Here is a 22,756-nt window from a genome sequence, read left to right on the forward strand (position 1 = left end):
GTATCGATCATATGTTCGAATGACGTCCCCGTTGCGCGAAGGTCACTCTTCCCCGATTTTGTCGGCGAGCGCCAGTAGCGTCAGCAGCAGATTGGCGCTTGAGGGGGATGACGAGTGAACCGCACCGTGCAGTATTGGCGGCTTCTGCAGCCGGACGGCACTCCGCTGGCCGGTGAGTTTCCGGCCGAGCAGGTGGTGCATCGGCTCACCCGGGCCGAGGCCGACGGCCTCAACCGCTACCGCCGCTGCCCCGACGGGATGCTGCTCATCGCCCACGGCACGGACGACAGCCGGATGATGATCCTCGACAAGGTGCGTCGGGAGAACCTGCCCAGCATCGGTAGCGCGGCCGGCGCCCGGCGGGCCATCGGTCTCACCCCGGACGAGGGTCTGCTGGAACCGACATATTGTCTGTTCGGTGAGCGCAACATCGTTGCCATGCTGACAAGCGGTGACGGCCCGCGGGCGCGGCGGCTCGTCGACTATCTGGAACACAAGCTCGAGATCGAGGTCGGGATCGAGCCGGTACTGACCCAGAACCTCGACCAGGCGCTCGATGAGATGAGCGTGTCCAGGATCGACGTCGCCATCCCGGCGACTCGCATCAACCGCGAGCTGGTGGGTGGCGACTGGGTTCAGGCGCTCGACGGGGCCCGCGCGCTGGCCCAGGACGGTGTCGTCCGCATCGGAATCTCGGTGGGCCGTCGGGGTACCGGGGCCCAGAAGGATGCGATCCGCCGGCGGTTGCGCGAGCTGGTCGACAACCTACGGGGCTCCGGCGCGCTGTCGGAGTTCGAGAGTGCGCGCGTCGTCGGGTCCATCAGTGGCACCCCACAGTCGGTCGACCTTCTCGAAGACAGGTTCGTGGAGCGGACCGTGGTGGATGCCGACCGCCTGAACGATCCGGTCCGGTCAACCGCATATGCGCGAGAGCTGTTGCGGCAGTCGCTGACTCGCAACCATGACTATCTCTTGTCGGCTGTGGCGGCGGTTCCCGGTGCACCCGCACCGTATGCCGACACCTTCATAGAAGCGCCCGGCGATGAACGCGAATAAACGCCCGGTCGTACCGTTCAGCCTGCGAGAAAGGCTGCAGCACAACTGGGTTCGCCATCAGTGGGTGGACTGGCTGCTCGCCCTGGTCGTGGTCAGCGGGTGGCTGGCGTTGGGGCGGGCCGGTTGGTTGCCGTGGGCCCTGACCGAGGTTCCGCACGACACCCGCCGCACCGTGTATCAGGTGGTCGCGACGGTGGCGGCGACGATGGGCGGGTTCACGCTGACCAGCATCTCCATTCTGGTCAACCTGCTGCGCGCTCCGATGACCACGGTCGACAAGCTCCTACCCGCCGACGACAAACGCAGGGTGGGCACCGCATTCGTCGCGGCGTTGCCGACCCTGTTCACGTTGTTCGCCGCAGCGCTTGTCGGGCTGACCACCGACGCCAATCTCGACGACGGCTATTGGTGGATTCAGGCGGCCATCGTCGTCGCAGCTGTCGCGGCCGTGGCGTCGCTGGCGCGGGTCGTGTGGATCCTGCGGCGCCTGCTCGCGTTGTCGTCGGACGGATAAACCGCAGGGCGCTCAGTTGCCCACGAGGGAACGCCCACTGGCCTGCCAGGCTTTCATGCCACCGTCCAGTTCGACCACATCGGTATAGCCCAACGACTTCAGGGTCTCGGCGGCAGTCGCGCTCATGGGTCCGGTTCGGCAGTAGATCGCAATCGTGGCACCGCGATCGCTGGGCAGCCGGTCCGATTGCTCGGCGACCCGGTCGAATGGAATCGACAGGTCGGTACCGGGGATGTCGCCCTGGTAAGGCACGTGGACGTTGACCGTCAGCGTGTCGAATTCTCCTATGGTGGTGGCGAATTCGTCAGCATCGACCAGTCGATGGTGCGCAATGTTCGCCGCGCCGGATTCGAGGGAACCGGCAGACGGCCGGTCGGTTGATGCGCCGCACGACGCCAGAGCCACCGCGGCGACGATGGCCGCCCCTCCTGAGCACATCCGCTTGAACATGCCGAAATCATACCCCTAGGGGGTACTTGCACGTGGCACTTCGCCAGTGCTACGGTCGCCGTGTCACATACCCCCTAGGGGTATCAACGAAAGGAGCGGGACGATGACAGCTTCCTCGACGCAGGTCGATTGGCATTTGCGCGGAGAATGGTTCGACGTGTGCAGCTGCAAGCTGCCTTGCCCGTGCAGCTTCGCTCAGGAGCCGACGCACGGAGATTGCTTGTTCACCCTGGTCTGGCATGTCCGCGAAGGACACTACGGCGATACCGATTTGGCGGGCCTCACCGTGATCGCGCTCGGTGAGTTCGCCGGCAACATGTGGATCGGCGATCCGAACGCGACGATGAAGCTCATGTTCTACATCGACGAAAAGGGTGACGCGGCTCAGCGTGATGCACTCGAGCGCATCTTCACCGGCAAGGAAGGCGGCTGGCCGGCCGAATTCGCCAGCCTGATCGAGGAACTGCGTGGCATCGAATACGCGCCGATCACTTTCGAGGCCGCCGATGATCTGGCCTTCTGGCGTGCCGAGATTCCCGGCAAGGTCGACCTGCGGGTGGAAGCCCTGACCGGGCCGACGGCCGACCCGAATCGCCGGGTGACCACAACCAATGCCCCCGGCGCCGAGGTCGGTCCGGGCCAGGTCGCGACCTGGGGCGTCGTCAAGGAGGACTACGCCGTGGGCTTCGACTGGTCACATGAGCACAGCGGTGACTCGAGTAAGCACTTCCCGTTCGACTGGCGACCCGGGTCCGCGGATGCGGGCTCCGGCGCGGCGAACGCGGAAGCACAGGCCTCCTGCACCTGCGGCTGCTGAGTCGGTGACCGAAAGCCGGGCGGAGGCACCTGAAGCCTCCGCCCGGCTTCGGGCCACGACGCTTCGCCGGAAGTGCGTCAGTTCAATCCGTTCGACAAGATCATGGATTCCCCGGTCTTGAGCCTGCCCCGATCCGACACCAGGTACAGCACCGCATCGGCGACGTCTTGCGGCTCAAGCAAACCCGGCCGTGGCCTCCCCTGGGCGAACATCTCCTCGACATCGTCGAGGCCCGGATTCTCCAGATCCGGCCGGATCATCTTGTAGGTCGCCGGGTTGTGGATCATCGGGGTATTCACCCCGGACGGCAGCACCGCATTGACCGTGATGCCGAACTCGGCAACCTCATATGCGACCGATTTCACCAGCGCCACCACCCCGGCCTTGGCCGCCGCATAGTGACCGGAGTTGGTGGCTCCGGTACCCGCCACAATCGACGACGTCGCGACGATCCGCCCGGCCCGACGCTCGATCAGATGCGGCAGCACCGCCCGGAAGGTGTTGAACACCCCGGTCAGGTTGATGTCGATCATGGTCTGCCACCGCTGCTCGTCCATGGTTGCGATCGGGCCGCTACTGGCGATCCCGGCGTTGGCCAGCACGACGTCGATTCCGCCGAACTGCGCGACTGCGGCATTCGCCACTGACTGCATGGCCGCCAGGTCGCGAACATCGGCGGTCACCGCCAGGCAGCACCGCCCGAGCGCGGACACCTCCTGCACGGTCCGCTCCAGATCCGCCGGTGTGGGCAACGGATAGTCGACCGATTCGACCGGCGCGACGATGTCGCACACCACGATGTCGGCGCCTTCGCGCGCCAGCGTCGTGGCATGCGCTCTTCCCTGCCCGCGGGCCCCTCCGGTCACCAGAGCCGTCTTGCCATCCAGCGCTCCCACGAATACCCCTCCTGTAGTTCGGCCTACAGATGCAGACCACGAGCGGCGGCAAAACTCGTCGACGCGCACCGTCGCACCACCGGACTCACGTGTCACACAACCCGGCTGGCAACACACCGAGAAGTCGTCAGCGAGCCTTCTTCGGCCCGGCAAATGAATGCAATGGCCTGACCGGGGAGAGTTCCTTGAGAGCAAATCCGCTGCACCGTGAGGTCCCAGGGGGTTTTCAGGAATATCGTGAGTTGTACTAATGTTATCTACAGACGGGGGTCTTCAGCTCACACACAGCTAACAACCCGGAGGCGAGAAAGATGCGTTCGAAACTGATCAAAGCCGCTGCAGTCGGGCTGGGTACGTTGGCCGTGCCGGTCGGCGTGGCAGTCGCGGGTGCAGCGCCGGCATCGGCTGGTCCCGAGATCTGCGCAACCGGTCCGTACGGCTACGTACAGGCTTGCGTCGAAGGTCCCGGCTGGGGTCGCTGGAACGGGTGGGACAACGGTTGGCACGGTCGTGGCCACGGCCACGGGCACGACGACTGATTCGGCTTTAACCACGGGTAACGCCGTGGCGGGATCCAAGGATGGATTTCCGCCACGGCGTTATTCGTTTCAGGATCTCGAGTCGCTCTCTTAGTTGTAGTAGCGTCGCCGCCATGGAGGACGTCTGGATTCTCGGCGGCTATCAGAGCGATTTCGCGCGCAATCTCACTCGTGAGCATGTCGACTTCGCCGGCCTCACCCGCGAGGTCGTCGACCGCACGTTGGACAACGCCGGCGTCGACGCCGCCGGCATCGGCGTCGTGCATGTCGCAAACGCCTTCGGTGAACTGTTCGCCGGCCAGGCCCACCTCGGTGCCATGCCGGCCACGGTGCATCCCGACCTGTGGGGCACCCCCGCTTCCCGGCATGAGGCCGCATGCGCGTCGGGCAGCATCGCGATCCTGGCGGCCGTCGCCGACCTGCGCTCAGGCGCGTACGGCAGTGCCCTGGTCATCGGAGTGGAGCTGGAGAAGACAGTGCCCGGCGATACCGCGGCGGCCCACCTGGGCACCGCTGCCTGGACCGGCTATGAAGCCGACGGCACCAGGTTCGTCTGGCCGTCGATGTTCTCCGACGTCGCCGACGAGTACGACCGGCGCTACGGCCTGGACGCCGAGCATCTGCGTGCCATCGCCGCGCTGAACTTTCGCAACGCCCGGGCCAACCCGAACGCCCAGACCCGGGGCTGGACGGTGCCCGACCCGATAGAGGATGACGATGCGACCAATCCGTTGGTGGAAGGCCGGCTGCGCCGCTTCGACTGCAGCCAGATGACGGACGGCGGAGCGGGGCTGGTGCTGGTCAGCGACAGCTTTCTGCGCGCGCATCCACACGCCCGGCCGATCGCCCGCATCGACGGCTGGGGCCACCGCACCGTCGGCCTCGGTCTGCGCCAGAAACTTGACCACAGCGCCGATGATCCCTATCTGCTGCCACATGTCCGTGACGCGGTGCTCGATGCCTTCTACCGGGCCCAGGTGGCTCTCGATGACGTCGACGGGTTCGAGGTCCACGACTGCTTCACCCCCAGCGAGTACCTCGCCATCGACCACATCGGGCTGACCGGTCCCGGCGAATCCTGGAAGGCCATCGAGAACGGCGAGATCGAGATCGGGGGCCGGCTGCCGATCAATCCCAGCGGCGGCCTCATCGGTGGCGGCCACCCGGTCGGTGCCTCCGGAGTGCGGATGCTGCTCGACGCCGCCAAACAGGTCAGCGCCGACGCGGGGGCGTATCAGATCGAGAACGCAAAGACCTTCGGCACCTTGAACTTCGGCGGCAGCACCTCAACCACTGTCAGCTTCGTCGTCACGGCAGGCAAGGAGTAGGCATGCACACCGAGATCGTGACCAAATTCCTGTCCACCCTGCCCGAGGATGACACCCACCCCTACCGCACCGGGGCGTGGCGTCCGCAGACCACTGAATTCGACGCGGATGACCTACGGGTCGTCGACGGTGAGATCCCTTCCGACCTCGACGGCGTCTACCTGCGCAACACCGAGAACCCGCTGCATCCGGCGTTGCAGACCTACCATCCCTTCGACGGGGACGGAATGTTGCACATCGTCGGCTTCCGCGACGGAAAAGCGTTCTACCGCAACAGGTTCATCCGCACCGACGGCTTCCTGGCGGAGAACGAGGCGGGCGGGCCGCTGTGGCCCGGTATCGCCGAGCCCGTCGAACTGGCCCGGCGCGACCACGGCTGGGGCGCCCGCACGCTGATGAAGGACGCCTCGAGCACCGACGTGACGGTGCATCGTGGCGTAGCGCTGACCAGCTTCTACCAGTGCGGCGACCTCTACCGCGTCGACCCCTACACCGGAGACACGCTGGGCAAGCAGGATTGGGGTGGAGCCTTCCCCACCGCTTGGGGCGTATCGGCGCACCCCAAGGCCGACGACGCCACCGGTGAACTGCTGTTCTTCAATTACGGCAAGCAGGCGCCCTACATGCACTACGGCGTGGTGGACGCCGACAACCGGCTGGTGCACTACATCGACGTAGAACTGCCCGGACCGCGGCTGCCCCACGACATGGCATTCACCGAAAACTACGTGATTCTCAACGACTTTCCGCTGTTCTGGGACGCCGAGTTCCTGAAGAACAATGTGCACCTGCCAAAGTTGCACCGCGACATGCCGTCCCGGTTCGCGGTCCTCCCCCGACGCGGCACGGCCGCCGACGTCAAGTGGTTCGAGGCCGATCCCACCTACGTGCTGCACTTCACCAACGCCTTCGAGGACGGCGACGAGATCGTGCTCGACGGATTCTTCCAGGGCAACGCGGCACCCGCACTGGCGCTCGACAAGATGCAGACCAGGCTGCACCGCTGGCGGTTCAACCTCGTCACCGGGCAGACCCGGGAGGAGCAATTGTCGGACAGCATCACCGAATTCGGCATGATCAACTCCCGCCACGCCGGACGCGACTACCGCTACGCCTATGCCGCCACGGGCAAGCCGGGCTGGTTCCTGTTCGATGGATTGGTCCGCCACGACCTGCACACCGGTTCCGAACAACGCTATGCCTTCGAGGACGGGGTGTACGGCAGCGAGACGGCCATGGCCCCGCGAGTGGGCAGCCGCGATGAGGACGACGGCTACCTGGTCACCATCACCACGGACATGAACGACGACGCATCCTATTGCCTCGTGTTCGACGCGGCCCGGGTTACTGATGGCCCGGTGTGCAAACTCGCTCTGCCGGAACGTGTTTCCAGCGGCACCCACGCCACCTGGGCGCCGGGCGACGAGCTGCGTCGTTGGCTGGTGCGTGACTGACGCAGCACTGCCGGGCGGCGCCACGAACGCCGTCGGGCAGATGCTGGCGCTCGCCGGCGACGAATGGACGTTGCTGGTGATGCAACAGGCCCTGCTGGGCGCCACCCGTTACGGGCAGTTCATAACCAGGCTGCCGATCTCCAACTCGGTACTGACGCGCCGCCTGGCTTCTCTCACCGAAGACGGTCTGCTGCAACGTCACCGCTATCAGGAGCGCCCGCCACGGGACGAATACCTCACCACGCCGCGCGGGCGGGCGCTGTGGCCGGTGCTGGTGTCGATCTGGGAGTGGGAACGCCACTGGGTTTCCGAGCATCGTGAGTCACTGCCCCGGATGCGTCACCTGGCCTGTGGCGCGGATTTCACGCCGGTTCTGACGTGCGGAGAGTGCGGGGCGCCAACCACTTCCGGTGAGGTGACCGCCGCGTGGGGACCCAGTGGCGGGTGGCGGCGATCGCTGCCCGCGGTGAAGACCCGGCGACGCTCCGAGGATGATCGGCGCGATTCCCCGTCCGGTCTGTTCCCCCAGACCATGAGCGTGCTGGGAAACCGGTGGGCGTTCGCCATCCTGGTGGCAGCGTTCACCGGCACCAGCCGGTTCTCCGAGTTCCAACGGGTGCTGGCCGCTCCGCCGGCATCGATCGCCGACCGCCTCCAGACGTTCCGGGACAACGGAATTCTCTCCACCTCCGACGGCGGCCCCGAATACCGGCTGACGTCGAAAGGGTCCGCATTCCTACCCGTGCTGGTGACGGCACTGGCCTGGGCGCAGCGGTCGTTCCCGGCCGTCGAAGGCCCCGCCGTGATCCTCACGCACAACGGTCCCGGGCACGCCTTCTCCCCGGTGCTCAGGTGCGATGGTTGCGGAGATCGGCTCACCGGCGCGACGGTGTCCGCCGTCGAATCGCCATGACCAGTGCCGCCGACAGTGCGAGTGCGGTCAGGGCAACGGTGGTCCACACGGGGCCGAGGTTTCCCACCCTGGCGCCCAGCGAGGCTGCGGCCAACGCCGGACCACAGGTGGCCCCGATGTTGAGCGCCGCCGTCGCATACGAGCCACCCATCGTCGGGGCGCCGGACGCCGCGTACAGAACGCGGGCAATGAGTGTGCTCCCGACGGCGAAGGCCGAGACTCCCTGGAGAAAGACCAGGAACAGCAACGGCGCCGGATGAGCCGCCAAGGCGGCCAACATGATCCAGCCGAGAAGCAACAGCGGGCCGCCCACCGCGATGATCAACCGGGGACGACGGTCCGAGAACCGGCCGGCCACCGTCACGCCGATGAACGAGCCGCACCCGAAGATCGCCAACGCCACCGGCACCCAAAGCTCTCCCATACCGGCGGTGTCGGTCACGATGGGCGCCAAGAATGTGAAGGTGGCGAATGTGCCGGCATTGACGAGGGCGGCCAGCAGCATCGTCGATGCCAGGGCCGGTGTCTTGAGTGCAGCCAGCTCGGCACTGAGCGCAGGGGCATCACCGACGCGGCTCGAATTCAGTTCCGAGCGACCGCAAATCCCGTGCAGAATGCCGAGAGCGGCGGGAACACAAAGCAACGCGATCGCCCAGAACGTCGCGCGCCATCCCAACAGCGCACCGAGCATCGCCCCGCCCGGCACGCCCGCGATGGTGGCCGCCGTCGTACCGCCGAGCAGCACCGACAGCGCCCGCCCCTTGCGATCCGGCGCGACCAGTGTGGTGGCGGTGCTCAGCGCGACTGCCAGGAATCCCGCATTGGCAAGCGCGGCGATCACCCGGGTGACGAAGAGGACCGAAAAGGTGGGCATCACCGCACTGATCACGTGACAGAGCCCGAAGATCACCACGCAGCCGAGCAGGCTCGTCCGGGCGGGCCACCGGCGGGCGAGTGCCGCCATGACCGGCGCGCCGATGACCATCCCGACGGCGAAAGCCGAGGTGAGTAGGCCGGCAGCGCCGACTGTGACGCCGAGACCGACGGCGATGTCCGGAACCAGTCCGGCGAGCATGAATTCCGAGGTGCCCATGGCGAAGACCGCCACGGCAAGTAGGTACAGAGCAAGAGGCATCGAGGACTCCGAGGCAAGAGAACGGACAGGAGACGTCTCGTCACCACGGCCAGCACCCGACCGGCGCGAAAGAACCGAAGAGTCAGTGATTCAGGGGGCTGACGGTGTGACCGAAAGCCCCCAACTCGTGCGCCTCAGGGCTCGACATGCCGCCACCCTACTCAATGCCCGGGACGGGCGCGCAACCGAATTTACTTCGCGGCGCTCACTGTGAGCCTCTAAAAAGAGGTTGCTGACGTCGGTGCCGACCCGAGCCGGCGACTGTCAGGCGCACACGCGGGGACAGGTCTGTCCGGGGATGGAGAGCGGGGGCCGAATTCGTACGGCGCGACGGCCGCCGTCACACCATGGCCATCGCGCCGGCGTACCGGCCACACCCGATTCCAGGAAGTTGACATGCACAAACCAGTCGAAAACACACCAAAAATATTCTGGCACTCTCCTACGTCGAGTGCTAATATCGGCGTTGCACAGTGATTGGCTGCCTGCCAGGGTGGCGGGCTCTGAGACGTTACGGGAGGTGAATTGCTGTGCTTCGTTTTGATCCGTTCAGCGACCTTGATGTGTTGACCAGGAGTTTGCTGACAGGTGATTCAGGGTCAACACGTACACCCAGGTTCATGCCCATGGACCTCTGCAAGATCGGGGACCACTACGTCCTGACGGCCGACCTTCCGGGCGTCGATCCGGGCTCGGTGGACGTCAATGTGGACAACGGCACCCTCACCATCTCGGCGCATCGGACCGCCCGTTCCGAGGAATCCGCCCAATGGCTGACCAATGAGCGGTTCTTCGGCAACTTCCGACGCCAGCTGTCGCTCGGCGAGGGGATCGAGACGTCGGCGATCTCAGCCACGTATGAAAACGGTGTCCTCACCGTGACGATCCCGATGGCCGAACGTGCCCGGCCCCGCAAGATCGAGGTGGCCCATGGCGCCGACCGCAAGTCGATCGAAACCACCACTGTCGACGCGGACAGTTGATCCCGCCGCGGCGGTCCAGCCTGAACTTCAGGTTGGACCGCACCGCGGGCCATTCGATGTCCAAGATCGAGTAGACGACGGTGTCACGGCGCGAGCCGTCAGGCGACAATTGATGGCTGCGCAGCACCCCGTCGAGCTTGGCTCCGAGCCGTTCGATCGCCGCCCGGCTGGTGAAGTTGAAGAAGTGCGTGCGGAATTCCACTGCCACACAATTCAACTCGTCGAAGGCATGGCCGAGCATGAGTAGTTTGGTCTCGGCGTTGACGCCCGTGCGGCGCGCTGCAGCGGTGTACCACGTGTGCCCGATCTCCAGCCGCCGGTTGGGGCCGTCGACGTGCAGGTAGCTCGACGAACCCACCAGCTTGCCGTCGAGGTCGCGCACCACGAAGGTCACGCCGTGGTCGGAAGCTCGCAACTCGAACATGCGCTGCACCCACTCGGCGGCACCGCCACGTTGCGGCGTCATCGTGTACCAGAGCGAGCCCAGCTCACCGTCGGCCGCGGCAGCGTCGATCTCGGGAACATGCTCAGAGGTCAACGGCTCCAGCGTCACCCAGCGTTGCCCGGTCAACTCCACCGGAGACACGAACTCGCTCACCGCTTCACTCCTTGCTCTTCGCGCAAGCGCTCATCTTCACCCGTTGCTCTTCGCGCAAGCGCTCATCGGGTCCCAAACGTCGACACCAACGACCACACCGAACACAACCCCGCCAGTACAGCCATCGCGCCACCGACATAGAGCCCGTAACCCGCGGCCACCGGCCCTTTGACGTTGAGCGTGTAGTACCACACCGTCAACCCCACCAGGCCGAGCGAAATCACGAATGCCACAGCCGAAGCCCAGCGCTGTGACAGTCCGCGCCCGGCCATCGCACCTGCCACGATCAGGCCGGCCCCCAGCAGAACGATCAGCTGACCGACGCCGAAACCACGCGGTAGCACGATGCTTCCCACGGCCCCACCGATCGCATTCGCCCGGCCTCCGCCGTCGGCACTGGTGGTCAGCCACGGTAACCAGGCCACCACCACGAGGACCGCGGCGCAGAGCGCCACGAGCCACCCTGGACGCAGACGAACCATGCCGACGAGACTATCGGGTGTGACCGAACTACCCGACTGGGCCAGACAGCTCGATCTCGCCCCGCACCCAGAAGGCGGCTGGTACCGCGAGACCTGGCGCAGCGAACTGACGATCAGCCAGTCGTCGCTGCCGTCCGGCTACTCGGGCCCGCGCAGCGCCGGTACCGCGATCCTCTTCCTGCTCATGCCCGGCCAGCAGTCGGCCTGGCACACAGTCCGCAGCGCCGAGCTGTGGTTCCACCATCGCGGCAGCCCGCTGGTGCTGGAGATCGGCGCGGACAAGGACACGGCAGCCACGCGGCTGCTTGGCCCGGACATCTCGGCCGGGCAGCACCCGCAACTGCTGGTGCCGCCCGGCCACTGGCAACGCGCCAAACCTCGCGATGACGAGCCCACCCTGGTCAGTTGTGTGGTGGTGCCCGGCTTCGACTTCGCCGACTTCGCGCTCAGCCCTGCAGCGACGACAGATTGAATCCGGCGCCGGTCGGATCCGTCACCGCGGCCAACCGGCCGTACGGCGTGTCCTCGGCCGGACGCACCACCGAGCCGCCGTTGGCCACGATCACCTCGATCGTCTTGTCCACGTCTTCGGCACCGAAGAAGGTGGTCCACGCGCCTGGCACACCCTCGGGGAGGTACACCGAACCGTCCATCACACCGACCAGCGCCTCGCCGTCGAAACTCGCGGTGCTGTAACGGAACTCATCGGTGTCCGACACGACCTCGGTGCTCCAGCCGAACACCTTGCGGTAGAAGTCCAAACCCCCGGCGTAGTCACGGGTGGTCAGCTGGTGATACACCGGTGCGCCGGCCTCGTTGAACAATGCGAAGCCCTCATGTCCGGCGGGCTGCCAGATGCCGTAGAAGACGCCTGCCGGATCCGTCATCATCGCCATCCGGCCCTTCGCCGGGATATCCATCACCCCACCGCAATTGCCGCCACCGGCGGCCGTGGCCGACGCCACCGTGGCATCGGCATCCGCGGTGTGCAGGTAGGTGGTCCAGGCATCGGGGGCGTTCCACTGCGGGTCATTGCGCATCAGGCCGGCGACCACATGGCCGTCGACGGACCCGGTGATGTAGCCGCCGTATTCCGGGCCGCCGGTCTCGAACGTCCAACCGAACACCGCGCCGTAGAACTGCTGGGCACGCTCCGGGTCGGAGGTGGTCAAGTCGATCCAGTTGGGGGCGCCCAGCGGCGCGCTCTGACGGGTAACCACGATGGTTTCTCCTTCACGGTGAATGGTCGGTCGCTAGGTCTGACCATCGCCGCGGGGAAAACTCATCGGTAGCGCGCAGAGATCCTCGCGCGGTGTTCGGCGGGTGAGCCGTAGAGCGAACGGTTGAGCGCGGCCCGTTTGAGATAGACGTGCACGCCGCTCTCCCAGGTGTAGCCGATGCCGCCGTGCAGCTGCATGGCCTTGCCGGCCACGTCGACTGCCGCCTCGGTGGCATAGGCCTTGGCCATTGACACCTCCACGCCACCCGGATTCTCGACGGCGGCATTCACGAGTCGCCGGGCCACCGAGATCGCGACGAGCATGTCGGCGCAGGCGTGCTTGACGGCCTGGAACGAGCCGATCGGCCGGCCGAATTGCTCACGGACCCGGACGTAGGACACCGCGGCATCGAGCATGGCCTGCGCGACACCGAGACTGTCGCAGGCCACCGCGAGCGCGGCTCGTTCGTTCAGCCCATGCAGCGCGGCATCCGGGTCGCCGTCGAATCGCCACACCGCATCCTCGCCGACCTCGACTCCCTCGGCCGTCACGGTTGCGAGCCTGCGGGTTTCGTCGAGCACCGGTTGCTCGGTGATCGTCAGCCCCGGGGCGTCGGCGGCCACGTCCACCAGCACCGGCACCCGATCGGCGTCTCGTGCGGGCAGCAGCAGCCGCTGGGCGCCGGCCGCGTCCGGCACGAAGGCGGCCCGGCCGTGGACGCGCCAGCCCAGTCGGGTGGTGGCCAGATCGAAGGCTGCGGGTTCACCTGCCCCCGGTAGGGCGAGCGCGGCCCGGGAACTTCCGGCAACGACGTCCCGTAACAGCGCCTCGCGCGAGGTGTTCGGTTGCACCGCGTTGAGAGCACCGATGGCCAGCACCGCAGCTCCCAGGTAGCCGGTGGCCGCAGCGGCGCGGCCCAGCTCCTCACAGATCACCGCGATCTCGGCGAAGGTGGCGCCGGCACCGCCGGCCTCCTCGGGGGCATCCAATCCGACCCAGCCCGCCGAGACCAGCAGGGGCCAGTCGATGGTGTCCTTGGCCAGTAGATCGGCTGCTACCGAACGCAGTTCGTCGTGAATCGCCGCAAAATCAGGAACGTCGCTCATCACACCGCACTCGGTTCTCGGGGCAGGTCCAATCCACGCTCACCGATGATGGTGCGCTGGATTTCGCTGGCTCCGCCGGGGATGGTCCATTCCCACGATCCGATGAAATCGAGCATCCAGGCGCCCGACTCCCAGCCGCTGGAGGCCGGTTTGGCCAGCACGGTGTGAGCGGCCGGGCCGCCGATCTCCGCGCCGAACCCGGTCATCCGCTGCAGCAGTTCGCTGTAGTACAGCTTGACGATCGAGGCGTCGGCCGGCCCGGCTTTCCCCGCCTCGGTGCGTTCCACCAGATCCCGGCACAGCCCTCGCAGGCCCGTCAGCTCGGTCTCGAACCGCGCCAACCGATCTGCCACCACGGGGTCCTCGACGGGAGCGGCTTCGAGAAGCCACCTGAAGCCGGCATTACCGAGCCGTTCGGAAAGCTCCAGCATGGTCATGCCGCGCTCGGCGCCGAGCGTGGCCTGGGCGACCTGCCAGCCCTTGTTCACCGGCCCGACCAGATTCGCCGCGGGTACCGCGACGTCGTTGAGGAAGATCTCGCAGAAATGCGAGTCCCCCACCGCGTTCCGGATCGGCCGCACATCGATGCCGGGGCTGGTCATGTCCATCAGGAAGTACGAAATACCGTGCCGCTTGGGCGCTTCCGGGTCGGTACGGGCCAGCAGCAGACACCAGTCGGCGTGCATCGCGCCACTGGCCCACAGCTTCTGGCCGTTGACGATGAAGTTGTCGCCCTCGGCGCGGGCGGTCGTACGCAGCGCGGCCAGGTCCGAACCGGCCTCCGGCTCGGAGAAACCCTGCACCCAGGTCTCGCCGTCGAGAATCGCGGGCAGGTGCCGTCTGCGTTGCTCGTCGGTGCCCGCGGCGAGCAGGGTGGACGCCGCATGGTGGATGCCGACGAACGCCAACACCAGGCGTGGCGCATCGTGGGCGGCCAGTTCCTGGTACAGCACGATCTGTTCGGGCACTCCCATGCCGCCGCCCCATTCGGCCGGCCAGTGCGGCACCGCGTATCCGGCGGCGTGCAGTTCGGCGAACCAGGCCTTCTGGAAGGACACGAACTCGTCGTCGCTGACACCAGTCTGGTTGGCGCGCCAGTCTTTCGGGACGTGCGCTGCGCACCAGTCCCGCACGGTGGCGCGGAACTCGTCGAGGTCGGTCATGACGAGAACAATCCGGTGAGCCCACGCCCGCCGAGCCGGGTGGTCAGGACATCTCGGGTCTTGGACACCCCGAATGGCAAGCGACGCAACGGCTGACTGTAGCGCGAGAGCCATGACAGCACCGTCTCGTCGCAGAACCCCACGGCCCCGTGCAGCTGATGGCAGACCCGGAACACCACCTCGGCGGCCTCGATCGCGGCCAGGCGCAGCGCCAGCGCATCGTTGACGGCCTCGTCGGCCGGGTTCGTGGCCACACTCCACAGCGTGTACTTGGCCAGCATGTCGACGCCGCTGCGCTCCACCTCGGCGTCGGTCAGCTGGAACTGCACACTCTGGAAGGACGACAATGTCTGCCCGAACTGTTTACGCAGGCTGACGTGCGCGGTGGTCAGATCGATCGCCCTGTCCAGCATGCCGAGCAGGGTCCAGGACGGCAGGGTCAGTGCCAGAGCCACATCATCACTGCCGGCACCGTCCACAGCGGACAGCTCCAGCCCGGTCGCGAACGACGGACCGGCACCACCGAGTCTCGCCACAGTGCTGCGCGCACCGTCCAATGTGACGGTGGCCCAACGGTTGTCCAGCCCCTGCAGGGCGGCCTCGGGCGCGGCCCCGTCCACGACGATCAGGCCGTCGACTTCCAGGTCTTGCGGGGCGGACAACCGCTCGGCGACCGGATAGGGCAATGCCCAATAGCCGGCGCTGCGGCACACTGCGGCCGCCGCCTCCAGTGAGTCGGCGTCGGAGCGGGGTTCGAGTTCCAAGACACCGAGGCTGTCCAGCACGGGCGTGACCAGTGCGGCCCGGGTGTCGGGCTTCGCGTCGGCCTGGGCCAGCAGTTGGTCGCCGCCTGCCGCCTCGAACGCCTTGAGCGCCTGGCGGCCATATTCTTTGGCGTCGTCGCTGAGATCGAGGATCATCGCCGTCACGCCTTCCCGGCCAGCATGGTCCGCGACAACAGGATGCGCTGCATCTCGATGCTGCCCGACGACACGGTCGACGCCTGCGAGTACCGCCAGTGGTCCTCGACCTCGGCCCGGAAGTACTCGGCGTGACTGTCGCCACCGCGCGGCACCGCTGCGGCAATCTCCATGAGCACCTCCGCACTCTCCTGATCCAGCCGCGTCACCGCAATCCGATAGGCCGCGGAGTCACCGGGATTCACCCGTCCGGTCGCCTGCATCGACACCACCCGGTAGGCCATCAGCCGAGCGCGGCGACAGTGCGTGAGCATCCGCGTCCACCGGCCCCGCAGCTCGGCCGGCAGTTCCTCCCACTTGTCGCCCAGCACCCCGGGGGCGGCCTGCAGCAGCCGCTCGCAACGTGCATAGCGGGCGATCCCGACGCGTTCGAAGGACACCACGTCCTGCACGATCGACCAACCCTGATCAACAGTGCCGAGCACATCGGCCTCGGTAACTTTGAGGTCGTCGAAGAACACCTCGTTGAGGTGATGCGGGCCCATCATGGTGCGGATCGGACGCACTTGAATACCCGGTGAATCCATCGGCACCAGGAAGATGGTCATGCCCTGCTGCTTCTTCTCACCTTTCGAGGTGCGCGCCAGCAGGAAGCACCACTGCGCCATGGTGGCGTAGGAGGTCCAGATCTTCTGGCCGTTGACCCGCCAGCCGTCACCGTCCCGCCGGGCGAAGGTCCGCAGCGAGGCCAGGTCAGATCCCGCCTCGGGCTCGGAAAAGCCTTGGCACCAGATGACTTCACCATTGGCGATCGGGGGGAGATGCTTGCGCTGCTGTTCCTCGGTGCCGTGCCGCATGATGATCGGGCCCACCCAGTTGACACCCATGTACTGGGCGCCACGGGGCTCATGGTGCGCCCACATCTCCTCGCGCACCACGGTCTGCTCCCAGACCGACGCGTCACCGCCGCCGAACTCCTCCGGCCATGACATGCACAGCAGATGCCGCTGCGCCAATGTTCGGCAGAACTGCTGGGTCACAGCCAGATCCGCGGGGTCATCGGTGAACGCGCCGAGAAAATCGGCGGGCACCTGGTCGGCGATCAGCGCGCGCAGATCACCGCGCAGCGTGTCGGCCGCCTCACCAAAATCGAAATCCACTCCTGGCCTTTCTGTTCCGACTGTTCAGCCGGCGATATCCCGGGGACCCAGCCCAGCGAGCACTTCGGCGGTGTCCGCGCCCAATTCGGGTGCGTACCCGGCGATCCGGCCCGGCGTCCGGGAGAACCAGGTCGGCACACCGGGCATGCGCACTCGACCATGCTGGGTGTCGACGCTCTCGAACAATCCGACGGCCTTGAGATGCTCGTTCTCGAACAGCTCATCGGGTGTGAGCATCGGTGCCGCCGGAATCTCCAACTCCGTGAACAGATCCAGCCACTCGGCGGTGGTGCGCTCCTTGAGCGTCTGGGCCACCAGGCTGTACACCGTGTCGATCTGGCGCGCCCGCTGCTCCAGGGTGGCGAACTCGGGGCCATTCCAGCTCGGCTGCACCCGGTCGATGAAGGTGTTCCAATGCTTGTCGTTGTAGATCAGCGCCGCGATGTGACCGTCCTTGGTCTCATACGGCCTGCGGTTGGGCGTGACCGCCCGGGGATATATCGCGGGCCCCAGCGGAGGGTCGAACATGGCGCCGTTGGCATGTTCGACCAGCATGAAGGACGCCATGGTCTCGAACATACTGACCTCGACCTCCTGCCCCTCGCCGGTGCGCTCCCGGTGGAACAACGCCATGGTCGTGGCGTACAGCGCGGTCAGGCCGGCCACCTTGTCGGCCATGATGGTGCCGACATAGGAGGCCTCACCGGTCAATTCCTGTTGCACCGCAGGCAATCCGCACTCTGCCTGGATGGTGTCGTCGTACGCCGGACGGTCGGCATCCGGGCCGCGACGGCCATACCCGTAGCAATTGGTGTACACGATGCCGGGGTTGATCGCGGCCACATCGTCGTAGCCGAAGCCGAGCTTGGCGACAGCCTTGGCCCGCATCGAGTGGATGAACACGTCGGCGTCCTCGATCAGCGCCCGCAGATCGGCCTTGCCCTGCTCCGAACGCAGATCCAGCACCACACTGCGCTTGCCGCGGTTGACGTTGACGAACACGCCGCTCATGCCGGGCGCCGGGCCCACCGAGATGTAGCGGGTGTTGTCCCCCGCCGGTGTCTCGATCTTGACGACGTCGGCGCCCATGTCGGCCATGATCTGCGTGCAGTACGGACCCATCACCATGGCCGTGAGGTCGATGACCCGAACGCCCTTCAGTGGGCCGGTTCTCATGAGCTGACTCCCTCTGCGGCCGCGCCGCTCTTCGCGTGCGCGGCACTGAAGCTGTAGCGGATATGATCGGCGTGCCCGTCGGGAACGACCGGGAAGATCACCGGGTCGCTGATCTCACGGATGCGATCCATCTGCTCGCCGACCTCCTCCACGGTCCACGACGGCTGGTACACCCCCGGCGACTCGGCAATGACCGCGCGGGCCAGCCGCCCGGCGATCGCCACGAAGAATTCGCCGGTGACCGAACAGGATTCATGTGACAGCCAGCCCACGGCGGGGGCCACGAGATCCGCGCCCATCGGCGGATACGCCGAGGTGTCCAGGCCCTCTGCCATCCGCGTCACCGCGCCCGGCACGATCGCGTTGCACGACACACCTTCGGCAGCACCTTCCAGCGCCACCACGTTGCACAGCCCGAGGATGCCGGCCTTGGCAGCCGCGTAGTTGGCCACCTCGTGGTTGCCGTACAGCCCGCCGATCGACGAGGTCAGCACCACCCGGCCGTAGCCCGCGTCGCACATGAGCGGAAACGCCGGCCGCACAACGTGGAACGCACCGCGCAGATGCACGTCGAGCACCGCGTCGAAGTCGTCATAGGTGAGTTCCTTCAACGATCCGCGACGCACCGTGCCCGCGTTGTGGATCAGGATGTCGATGCGGCCGAAGCGGTCGACGGCGGTGTCGATGATGGCCTGGCCACCGTCTGCAGTGGCGACAGAATCGGTGACGGCCACGGCTTCTCCACCGGCCGAGACGATTTCGTCGACGACGGCCTGCGCGGGCGCGGAGTCCGTGCCATCTCCGGTGAGACTGCCGCCCGGATCGTTGACGACGACCTTCGCGCCGCGCGACGCCAGCAGCAGCGCGTACTCACGACCCAGCCCCCGGCCGGCCCCGGTGATGACTGCGACGCGATCGTCGAATCTGAGGGTGCTCAAGCGAACGGTTCCTCGCCCTCGAGCTTGGTGCGCTGCAACAGCCGGCCGGACATCGGGTCGTACGGGGTGGCCCGGTGCATGGTCCCGGTGTTGTCCCAGATCACCAGATCGCCGACGCTCCACTTGTGACGGTAGGTGAAATCGGGCTGAGTGGCCCAATCCCGCAGGCGCACCAGCAGTTCGGCGCTTCTCCGGAAGTCGACGTCGACGATATGGCGCGCCGTGGCGCCCAGCACCAGCGACTTACGACCCGACTGGTGCGTCCACACCAACGGCAGTTCGCGGTCGCCGATCGCCATCATGCGACGCAGCGCCTTCGCGGTCGGTTCAGGGTCGTAGTAGAACAGCGTGTTCCACGCCGAGTGCATGACCCGCAGCCCCTCGATGTCGGCCTTGTCCTCGTCGGACAGGTCGTCATAGGCGGCGTAGGTGTTGCAGAACTCGGTGTCACCCTCCTCCGGATTACCCAGCGCCACACTCTGCAACAGCGAGGCCAGGATCGGCACCTCGTTCATGGTGCCGTCGATGTGCCAGTACAGGGAACCTTTGAGATAGTCGGCCTGCTTGTTCACGTCGGTGTCGAGGCTGACCTTGTACAGCTTTTCGCCTTGGTGCTCCGCGGCGAAGGTGCCGAGGGTCTCGGTGAACGCGATCTGCTCGTCGTCGGTGAACCCGATCTGCGGGAACACCAGCACCCCGCGCTGCTCCAGCAGCTCACGGATGCGCCCGGCATGCTCACCGGAGAGCAGCGCCGCCTTGTCCGCCCGTATCTCGTTGCCGATGCGCGGCTTGATGTCCCGGGTTTCGAGTGCGGTCGTGGTCGTCATGACGTGAGCTCGAGTCCGTCGAGGTCACCGTTCGCGCGCCATTCCGCGATCAGATCGTCGAACGCGTAGAACCCCGGCGAATAGAAATCGCCAAGGAAGGCGCCGTTGCGCTCGGCGCCACCACGGCCTTCATTGTTGTAATAGCCAGGCGTACAGGACAGCTCGAACGCCGAGTTGTCGATAGACAGTTCGCGCACCGTCGAGACCCAGGCGTCCTGGCCCTCCTGGCTGGGTTCGACCGTTGTCGCACCGCGGTTCTGCGCCTCGGCGATGATGTAGGCGATGTGCTGGGCCTGCTGCTCGAACATCGCCGTGGTGTTGGCCGACACGCCGCCCTGGATGAAGCCCATGAAGAACTGGTTGGGGAATCCGCGGCTGGTCATCCCGTGCAGGGTCTTGTAGTCGTTCTGCCAGTAGTCGAACAGTGACAGTCCGTCCCGGCCGACGATGCGGTCGATCGCGAACCGGCGGCTGATCTCGGTGGAGATCTCGAAGCCACTCGCGAAGATCACGCAGTCGACCTCGAATTCGACACCGTCGGCGACGATCCCCTTCTCCGTCAGCCGTTCCACACCCTTGGACGCCGACACGTCGACGAGCTTCACGTTGGGACGGTTGAACGTGGCCAGATACTGCTCACTGGAAGTCGGCCGCTTGCACATGAATCGGTAGTACGGCTTCAGCGCCTCGGCGGTCGCGGGATCCTCGACGATCTCGCCGACGAGGCGGCGCAGCCGCTCCATGATCTTGAAGTCCTCTTCTTCGCGGAAGGCCATGATCTGCTCGATGGTCACTTCTGCGGGGTTCGGTGTGGCGGCGATCCGGGCGGTCAGGTTGCGTCCGAGCTCTGTCCAGAAGTCGCACACCAGGTCCGGTTCGCCGAACACCACTCCGACGAACGGCGACCAGTTGTGGAAGTTGCGCTTGCGCTCTTCCTGCCAGCCCGGTTGCAGGGACGCGGCCCACGCCGGATCGGTGGGCGGGTTGGATCGCGCATCGACCGACGACGGCGTCCGCTGGAAAACCAACAGCTCCTTGGCGTCGCGGCCGAGGTGCGGCACCAACTGGATACCCGTGGCGCCGGTGCCCACCAGGGCGACGCGCTTGTCGGCCAGCTTGTGCAAACCACCGTTGGCATCACCACCGGTGTAGTCGTAATCCCAACGTGCGGAGTGGAACACGTGGCCGCCGGCGGCCTTGTAGTCCTTGATTCCCGGGATACCCGGCAGCTTCGGACGGTTGTAGGACCCTTGGGCCATGACCACGAAGCGGGCCCGGATGTCATCGCCCCGGTCGGTGCTGATCTGCCAACGTTGTGTCGCGTCGTCCCAGCGCAGTTCGCGCACCTGGGTGGAGAACAGCGCGCCGTCGTACAGGCCGAAATGCTTGCCGATGTTGCGGCAGTGCTGGAGGATCTCGGCCCCGTCGGCGAACTTCTTCGACGGCATGAAGTCGAGCTCTTCGAGCAGCGGGATGTAGCAGTACGCGTCGTTGTCACATTGGATTCCGGGGAAGCGGTTCCAGTACCACACCCCGCCGAAGTCTCCGGCCATCTCGATGACGCGGATCCCCTCGACGCCGGCCTTCTTCAGGTACGCGCCGGCCAGCAGACCGGCGAAGCCACCTCCGAGAATGACGACGTCGGAATCCTCGGTGATCGGATCCCGCTCGGTCACCGTCGTGTACGGGTCCACCTCGTAGAACTCGGCGAACTCGCCTTCCAGCTCCAGGTACTGATCGGCGCCCTCGGGCCGCAGACGCTTGGCCCGCTCGGCGGCGTACTTTTCGCGGATCGCATCGATGTCGAAGTCGGCCGGGGTGTCGGTGGGCCCGCAGGTGTTCGGCTGGGTTGATGGCTCCTCGCGCAAGCGCTCGTCGGCCCTCATACGTTGGCCTTCTCGGGCAGCGCCGCGGGGTGTAGCGGCGCGGGCATGTCGTGCACCGCGGGCAGCACCTCGGCGGCGAACAGCTTGGTGGACTCCATCGCCTTCTCGTACGGCATGGTGCCGAACTGCGGGACGATGGTGACCTCACAGAACGAGCAGGCTTCCTGTGCGGCCTTGAGCTTCTCGAACACCGTCTCCGGCGTGCCGATCAGCAGGTTGGACGCGTGGTATCCGGGCGGGCCGCCCTTCTTCTGGTTGCCGACCTCCGAGGCCAATACCGCCGTCGCGCTGGCCTCACGGGCGGCGTAGGCCTCATAGCCCTTGACGCCCTTGAAGTTCGAGGCGTCGGCAAATCCGTAGTGCACGTTGACGTCCCGGTTGGCGGTCCAGATCCACTCTTCTGTTTGAGCGACCTCATCCTCGGAGCCGACGCAGTACATGAACATCACGTTCTTGGGCTGACACGGCCCCAGGCCCTCTTCGGCACGGAAGGTGTTGACCTTGCGTACTTCCTCACCGGCATCGGTGATCGGCTTGTTGCCCACGAAGAGCGGCACCATGCCGCGCCGGGACAGGATCTCCAGCGACTCGGCGGTCGACGAGGAGCTGTAGATGCGGTCGAACAGGTCGGTGCTGATCGGCTCGGGGCGCAGCGACATCTCGGGGAAGCTGAAGATCTTGCCCTCATAGGAGAACCGCTCGCCCGAGAACGCCAGCTTGAGGATGTCCAGCGTCTCGTTGAAGCGATCGCGGCTCTCTTCGCGCGGCACGCCGACCGCGGCGAACTCACCCTTGGACACCCCACGTCCCAGGCCGATCGTGGTGTAGCGACCGTTGGAGACGATGTCGAGGTAGGCGATCTGGGTGGCCAAGCGGATCGGGTTCCACCACGGCACCACCGCCACGAAGGTGCCCAGGCTGACGCGCTCGGTGCGCCCGGCGAAATAGGTCAGGGCCTGAATCGGGTTGGGCGTCATGCCATATGGCGTGCCGTGGTGCTCGGGGAACCAGATCCCGTCGAAGCCGAGTGGCTCGGCGAGGTCGCCGAGGGCCAGCGCGGCCTGCACACACTTGTAGTCCGGTGTGGCGGGCGGGGTGCTGAAGTCACCGGCCAGCACACGCTCCCAGTCCTGCGAGTTCTGCGCCCCGGTACCCAGATTAACTTTCATGTTCGCTCCTTATCGGGCGATTTGTG

At 66.3% G+C, this 22,756-nt stretch carries 23 protein-coding genes and 1 pseudogene; 9 read left to right on the top strand and 15 right to left on the bottom strand.

All coding sequences use genetic code 11. From position 1 onward, the window contains the following. The first annotated feature begins 114 nt into the window (after positions 1–114). Positions 115–1,056 (top strand): hypothetical protein, encoded by a 942-nt coding sequence (locus QQ25_RS25825; RefSeq protein ID WP_039324783.1) that lies wholly within the window; start codon positions 115–117, stop codon positions 1,054–1,056. Further along, positions 1,043–1,570, top strand: a complete 528-nt coding sequence (locus tag QQ25_RS25830; RefSeq protein WP_039324785.1) for a hypothetical protein — start codon at positions 1,043–1,045, stop codon at positions 1,568–1,570. Before QQ25_RS25825 ends, QQ25_RS25830 begins: the two co-directional genes overlap by 14 nt. Before the next feature lie 12 nt (positions 1,571–1,582). On the opposite strand, the gene QQ25_RS25835 is transcribed toward QQ25_RS25830, so the two are convergent. After that, on the bottom strand, positions 1,583–2,020 hold the full coding sequence (locus QQ25_RS25835) for a rhodanese-like domain-containing protein (protein WP_052236081.1): 438 nt from the start codon (positions 2,018–2,020) through the stop codon (positions 1,583–1,585). 103 nt (positions 2,021–2,123) lie between these two features. Here QQ25_RS25835 and QQ25_RS25840 point away from each other — a divergent pair, with 103 nt between their 5' ends. Then, the gene (locus QQ25_RS25840; RefSeq protein WP_082017689.1) at positions 2,124–2,837 is read left to right on the top strand and encodes a DUF1326 domain-containing protein; all 714 of its coding nucleotides are present in this window, start codon (positions 2,124–2,126) and stop codon (positions 2,835–2,837) included. 77 nt (positions 2,838–2,914) lie between these two features. Here the strand turns inward: QQ25_RS25840 and QQ25_RS25845 are convergent, their stop codons facing one another. Continuing rightward, complete coding sequence (locus QQ25_RS25845; protein ID WP_039381946.1) at positions 2,915–3,733, bottom strand: mycofactocin-coupled SDR family oxidoreductase; 819 nt, start codon at positions 3,731–3,733, stop codon at positions 2,915–2,917. Positions 3,734–4,044: 311 nt separating this feature from the next. Between QQ25_RS25845 and QQ25_RS25850 the strand changes: the two genes are divergently transcribed. From QQ25_RS25850 to QQ25_RS25865, 4 genes are all read left to right on the top strand, one after another. Further along, on the top strand, positions 4,045–4,272 hold the full coding sequence (locus tag QQ25_RS25850) for a hypothetical protein (RefSeq protein ID WP_039324788.1): 228 nt from the start codon (positions 4,045–4,047) through the stop codon (positions 4,270–4,272). Between the two features lie 113 nt (positions 4,273–4,385). After that, complete coding sequence (locus tag QQ25_RS25855; RefSeq protein WP_039381947.1) at positions 4,386–5,600, top strand: acetyl-CoA acetyltransferase; 1,215 nt, start codon at positions 4,386–4,388, stop codon at positions 5,598–5,600. Positions 5,601–5,602: 2 nt separating this feature from the next. Continuing rightward, positions 5,603–7,054: a carotenoid oxygenase family protein gene (locus tag QQ25_RS25860; protein WP_039381949.1), complete on the top strand. Its 1,452-nt coding sequence runs from the start codon at positions 5,603–5,605 to the stop codon at positions 7,052–7,054. A gap of 40 nt (positions 7,055–7,094) precedes the next feature. Continuing rightward, positions 7,095–7,967 carry a winged helix-turn-helix transcriptional regulator gene (locus QQ25_RS25865; protein ID WP_039382639.1) on the top strand — a complete coding sequence of 291 codons (873 nt, stop codon included), beginning with the start codon at positions 7,095–7,097 and terminating at the stop codon, positions 7,965–7,967. On the opposite strand, the gene QQ25_RS25870 is transcribed toward QQ25_RS25865, so the two are convergent. Then, entirely contained in the window at positions 7,930–9,102 is a 1,173-nt protein-coding gene (locus QQ25_RS25870; protein WP_039381951.1) for a Cmx/CmrA family chloramphenicol efflux MFS transporter, read from the bottom strand. The genes QQ25_RS25865 and QQ25_RS25870 overlap by 38 nt on opposite strands. A gap of 530 nt (positions 9,103–9,632) precedes the next feature. Here QQ25_RS25870 and QQ25_RS25875 point away from each other — a divergent pair. Continuing rightward, positions 9,633–10,085, top strand: coding sequence for an Hsp20/alpha crystallin family protein (locus tag QQ25_RS25875; protein WP_082017690.1), 453 nt, complete (start codon positions 9,633–9,635; stop codon positions 10,083–10,085). Positions 10,086–10,092: 7 nt separating this feature from the next. Here QQ25_RS25875 and QQ25_RS25880 read toward each other — a convergent pair. Together QQ25_RS25880 and QQ25_RS25885 are read right to left on the bottom strand one after the other, a co-directional pair. Continuing rightward, positions 10,093–10,683, bottom strand: a pseudogene (locus QQ25_RS25880) (GNAT family N-acetyltransferase); the annotation flags it as partial. Between the two features lie 62 nt (positions 10,684–10,745). Continuing rightward, a complete protein-coding gene (locus tag QQ25_RS25885; RefSeq protein ID WP_039381955.1) occupies positions 10,746–11,165 on the bottom strand; it encodes a hypothetical protein in 420 nt (139 codons plus the stop codon). A gap of 19 nt (positions 11,166–11,184) precedes the next feature. Here QQ25_RS25885 and QQ25_RS25890 point away from each other — a divergent pair, with 19 nt between their 5' ends. Next, the gene (locus tag QQ25_RS25890) at positions 11,185–11,637 is read left to right on the top strand and encodes a cupin domain-containing protein (RefSeq protein WP_039381956.1); all 453 of its coding nucleotides are present in this window, start codon (positions 11,185–11,187) and stop codon (positions 11,635–11,637) included. Here the strand turns inward: QQ25_RS25890 and QQ25_RS25895 are convergent. The 10 genes from QQ25_RS25895 to QQ25_RS25940 all read right to left on the bottom strand — a co-directional run bounded on the left by QQ25_RS25895 (position 11,612) and on the right by QQ25_RS25940 (position 22,730). Next, entirely contained in the window at positions 11,612–12,385 is a 774-nt protein-coding gene (locus QQ25_RS25895) for a VOC family protein (protein WP_039381958.1), read from the bottom strand. The two genes, QQ25_RS25890 and QQ25_RS25895, sit on opposite strands and share 26 nt — an antisense overlap. Positions 12,386–12,447: 62 nt before the next feature. Continuing rightward, positions 12,448–13,491, bottom strand: coding sequence for an acyl-CoA dehydrogenase family protein (locus QQ25_RS25900; protein WP_101906455.1), 1,044 nt, complete (start codon positions 13,489–13,491; stop codon positions 12,448–12,450). Further along, complete coding sequence (locus QQ25_RS25905) at positions 13,491–14,654, bottom strand: acyl-CoA dehydrogenase family protein (RefSeq protein WP_039324806.1); 1,164 nt, start codon at positions 14,652–14,654, stop codon at positions 13,491–13,493. Before QQ25_RS25905 ends, QQ25_RS25900 begins: the two co-directional genes overlap by 1 nt. Then, complete coding sequence (locus tag QQ25_RS25910; protein ID WP_039382643.1) at positions 14,651–15,574, bottom strand: acyl-CoA dehydrogenase family protein; 924 nt, start codon at positions 15,572–15,574, stop codon at positions 14,651–14,653. The genes QQ25_RS25905 and QQ25_RS25910 overlap by 4 nt, the downstream gene beginning before the upstream one ends. Before the next feature lie 5 nt (positions 15,575–15,579). Beyond that, entirely contained in the window at positions 15,580–16,734 is a 1,155-nt protein-coding gene (locus QQ25_RS25915) for an acyl-CoA dehydrogenase family protein (protein ID WP_039324809.1), read from the bottom strand. Between the two features lie 24 nt (positions 16,735–16,758). Then, on the bottom strand, positions 16,759–17,910 hold the full coding sequence (locus tag QQ25_RS25920; RefSeq protein WP_039381962.1) for a CaiB/BaiF CoA transferase family protein: 1,152 nt from the start codon (positions 17,908–17,910) through the stop codon (positions 16,759–16,761). Then, the gene (locus QQ25_RS25925) at positions 17,907–18,848 is read right to left on the bottom strand and encodes an SDR family NAD(P)-dependent oxidoreductase (RefSeq protein ID WP_039324812.1); all 942 of its coding nucleotides are present in this window, start codon (positions 18,846–18,848) and stop codon (positions 17,907–17,909) included. The genes QQ25_RS25920 and QQ25_RS25925 overlap by 4 nt, the downstream gene beginning before the upstream one ends. Next, positions 18,845–19,675: a TauD/TfdA dioxygenase family protein gene (locus QQ25_RS25930; RefSeq protein WP_039381964.1), complete on the bottom strand. Its 831-nt coding sequence runs from the start codon at positions 19,673–19,675 to the stop codon at positions 18,845–18,847. The genes QQ25_RS25925 and QQ25_RS25930 overlap by 4 nt, the downstream gene beginning before the upstream one ends. Beyond that, positions 19,672–21,561, bottom strand: a complete 1,890-nt coding sequence (locus QQ25_RS25935) for a flavin-containing monooxygenase (protein ID WP_052236082.1) — start codon at positions 21,559–21,561, stop codon at positions 19,672–19,674. Before QQ25_RS25935 ends, QQ25_RS25930 begins: the two co-directional genes overlap by 4 nt. Beyond that, the gene (locus QQ25_RS25940; protein ID WP_039381965.1) at positions 21,558–22,730 is read right to left on the bottom strand and encodes an LLM class flavin-dependent oxidoreductase; all 1,173 of its coding nucleotides are present in this window, start codon (positions 22,728–22,730) and stop codon (positions 21,558–21,560) included. The genes QQ25_RS25935 and QQ25_RS25940 overlap by 4 nt, the downstream gene beginning before the upstream one ends. Between the last annotated feature and the right edge of the window lie 26 nt (positions 22,731–22,756).

This window comes from Mycolicibacterium setense (assembly GCF_000805385.1).
GTDB classification, from domain to species: Bacteria; Actinomycetota; Actinomycetes; order Mycobacteriales; family Mycobacteriaceae; genus Mycobacterium; species Mycobacterium setense.

Excerpts from the sequence above, each read along its gene's own strand:
- QQ25_RS25830 (WP_039324785.1), top strand. The coding sequence starts at position 1,043 with ATGAACGCGAATAAACGCCCGGTCGTACCGTTCAGCCTGCGAGAAAGG.
- QQ25_RS25835 (WP_052236081.1), bottom strand. The coding sequence starts at position 2,020 with ATGTTCAAGCGGATGTGCTCAGGAGGGGCGGCCATCGTCGCCGCGGTG.
- QQ25_RS25840 (WP_082017689.1), top strand. The coding sequence starts at position 2,124 with ATGACAGCTTCCTCGACGCAGGTCGATTGGCATTTGCGCGGAGAATGG.
- QQ25_RS25850 (WP_039324788.1), top strand. The coding sequence starts at position 4,045 with ATGCGTTCGAAACTGATCAAAGCCGCTGCAGTCGGGCTGGGTACGTTG.
- QQ25_RS25855 (WP_039381947.1), top strand. The coding sequence starts at position 4,386 with ATGGAGGACGTCTGGATTCTCGGCGGCTATCAGAGCGATTTCGCGCGC.
- QQ25_RS25860 (WP_039381949.1), top strand. The coding sequence starts at position 5,603 with ATGCACACCGAGATCGTGACCAAATTCCTGTCCACCCTGCCCGAGGAT.
- QQ25_RS25865 (WP_039382639.1), top strand. The coding sequence starts at position 7,095 with ATGCTGGCGCTCGCCGGCGACGAATGGACGTTGCTGGTGATGCAACAG.
- QQ25_RS25870 (WP_039381951.1), bottom strand. The coding sequence starts at position 9,102 with ATGCCTCTTGCTCTGTACCTACTTGCCGTGGCGGTCTTCGCCATGGGC.
- QQ25_RS25885 (WP_039381955.1), bottom strand. The coding sequence starts at position 11,165 with ATGGTTCGTCTGCGTCCAGGGTGGCTCGTGGCGCTCTGCGCCGCGGTC.
- QQ25_RS25900 (WP_101906455.1), bottom strand. The coding sequence starts at position 13,491 with ATGAGCGACGTTCCTGATTTTGCGGCGATTCACGACGAACTGCGTTCG.
- QQ25_RS25905 (WP_039324806.1), bottom strand. The coding sequence starts at position 14,654 with ATGACCGACCTCGACGAGTTCCGCGCCACCGTGCGGGACTGGTGCGCA.
- QQ25_RS25910 (WP_039382643.1), bottom strand. The coding sequence starts at position 15,574 with ATGATCCTCGATCTCAGCGACGACGCCAAAGAATATGGCCGCCAGGCG.
- QQ25_RS25920 (WP_039381962.1), bottom strand. The coding sequence starts at position 17,910 with ATGAGAACCGGCCCACTGAAGGGCGTTCGGGTCATCGACCTCACGGCC.
- QQ25_RS25930 (WP_039381964.1), bottom strand. The coding sequence starts at position 19,675 with ATGACGACCACGACCGCACTCGAAACCCGGGACATCAAGCCGCGCATC.
- QQ25_RS25935 (WP_052236082.1), bottom strand. The coding sequence starts at position 21,561 with ATGAGGGCCGACGAGCGCTTGCGCGAGGAGCCATCAACCCAGCCGAAC.
- QQ25_RS25940 (WP_039381965.1), bottom strand. The coding sequence starts at position 22,730 with ATGAAAGTTAATCTGGGTACCGGGGCGCAGAACTCGCAGGACTGGGAG.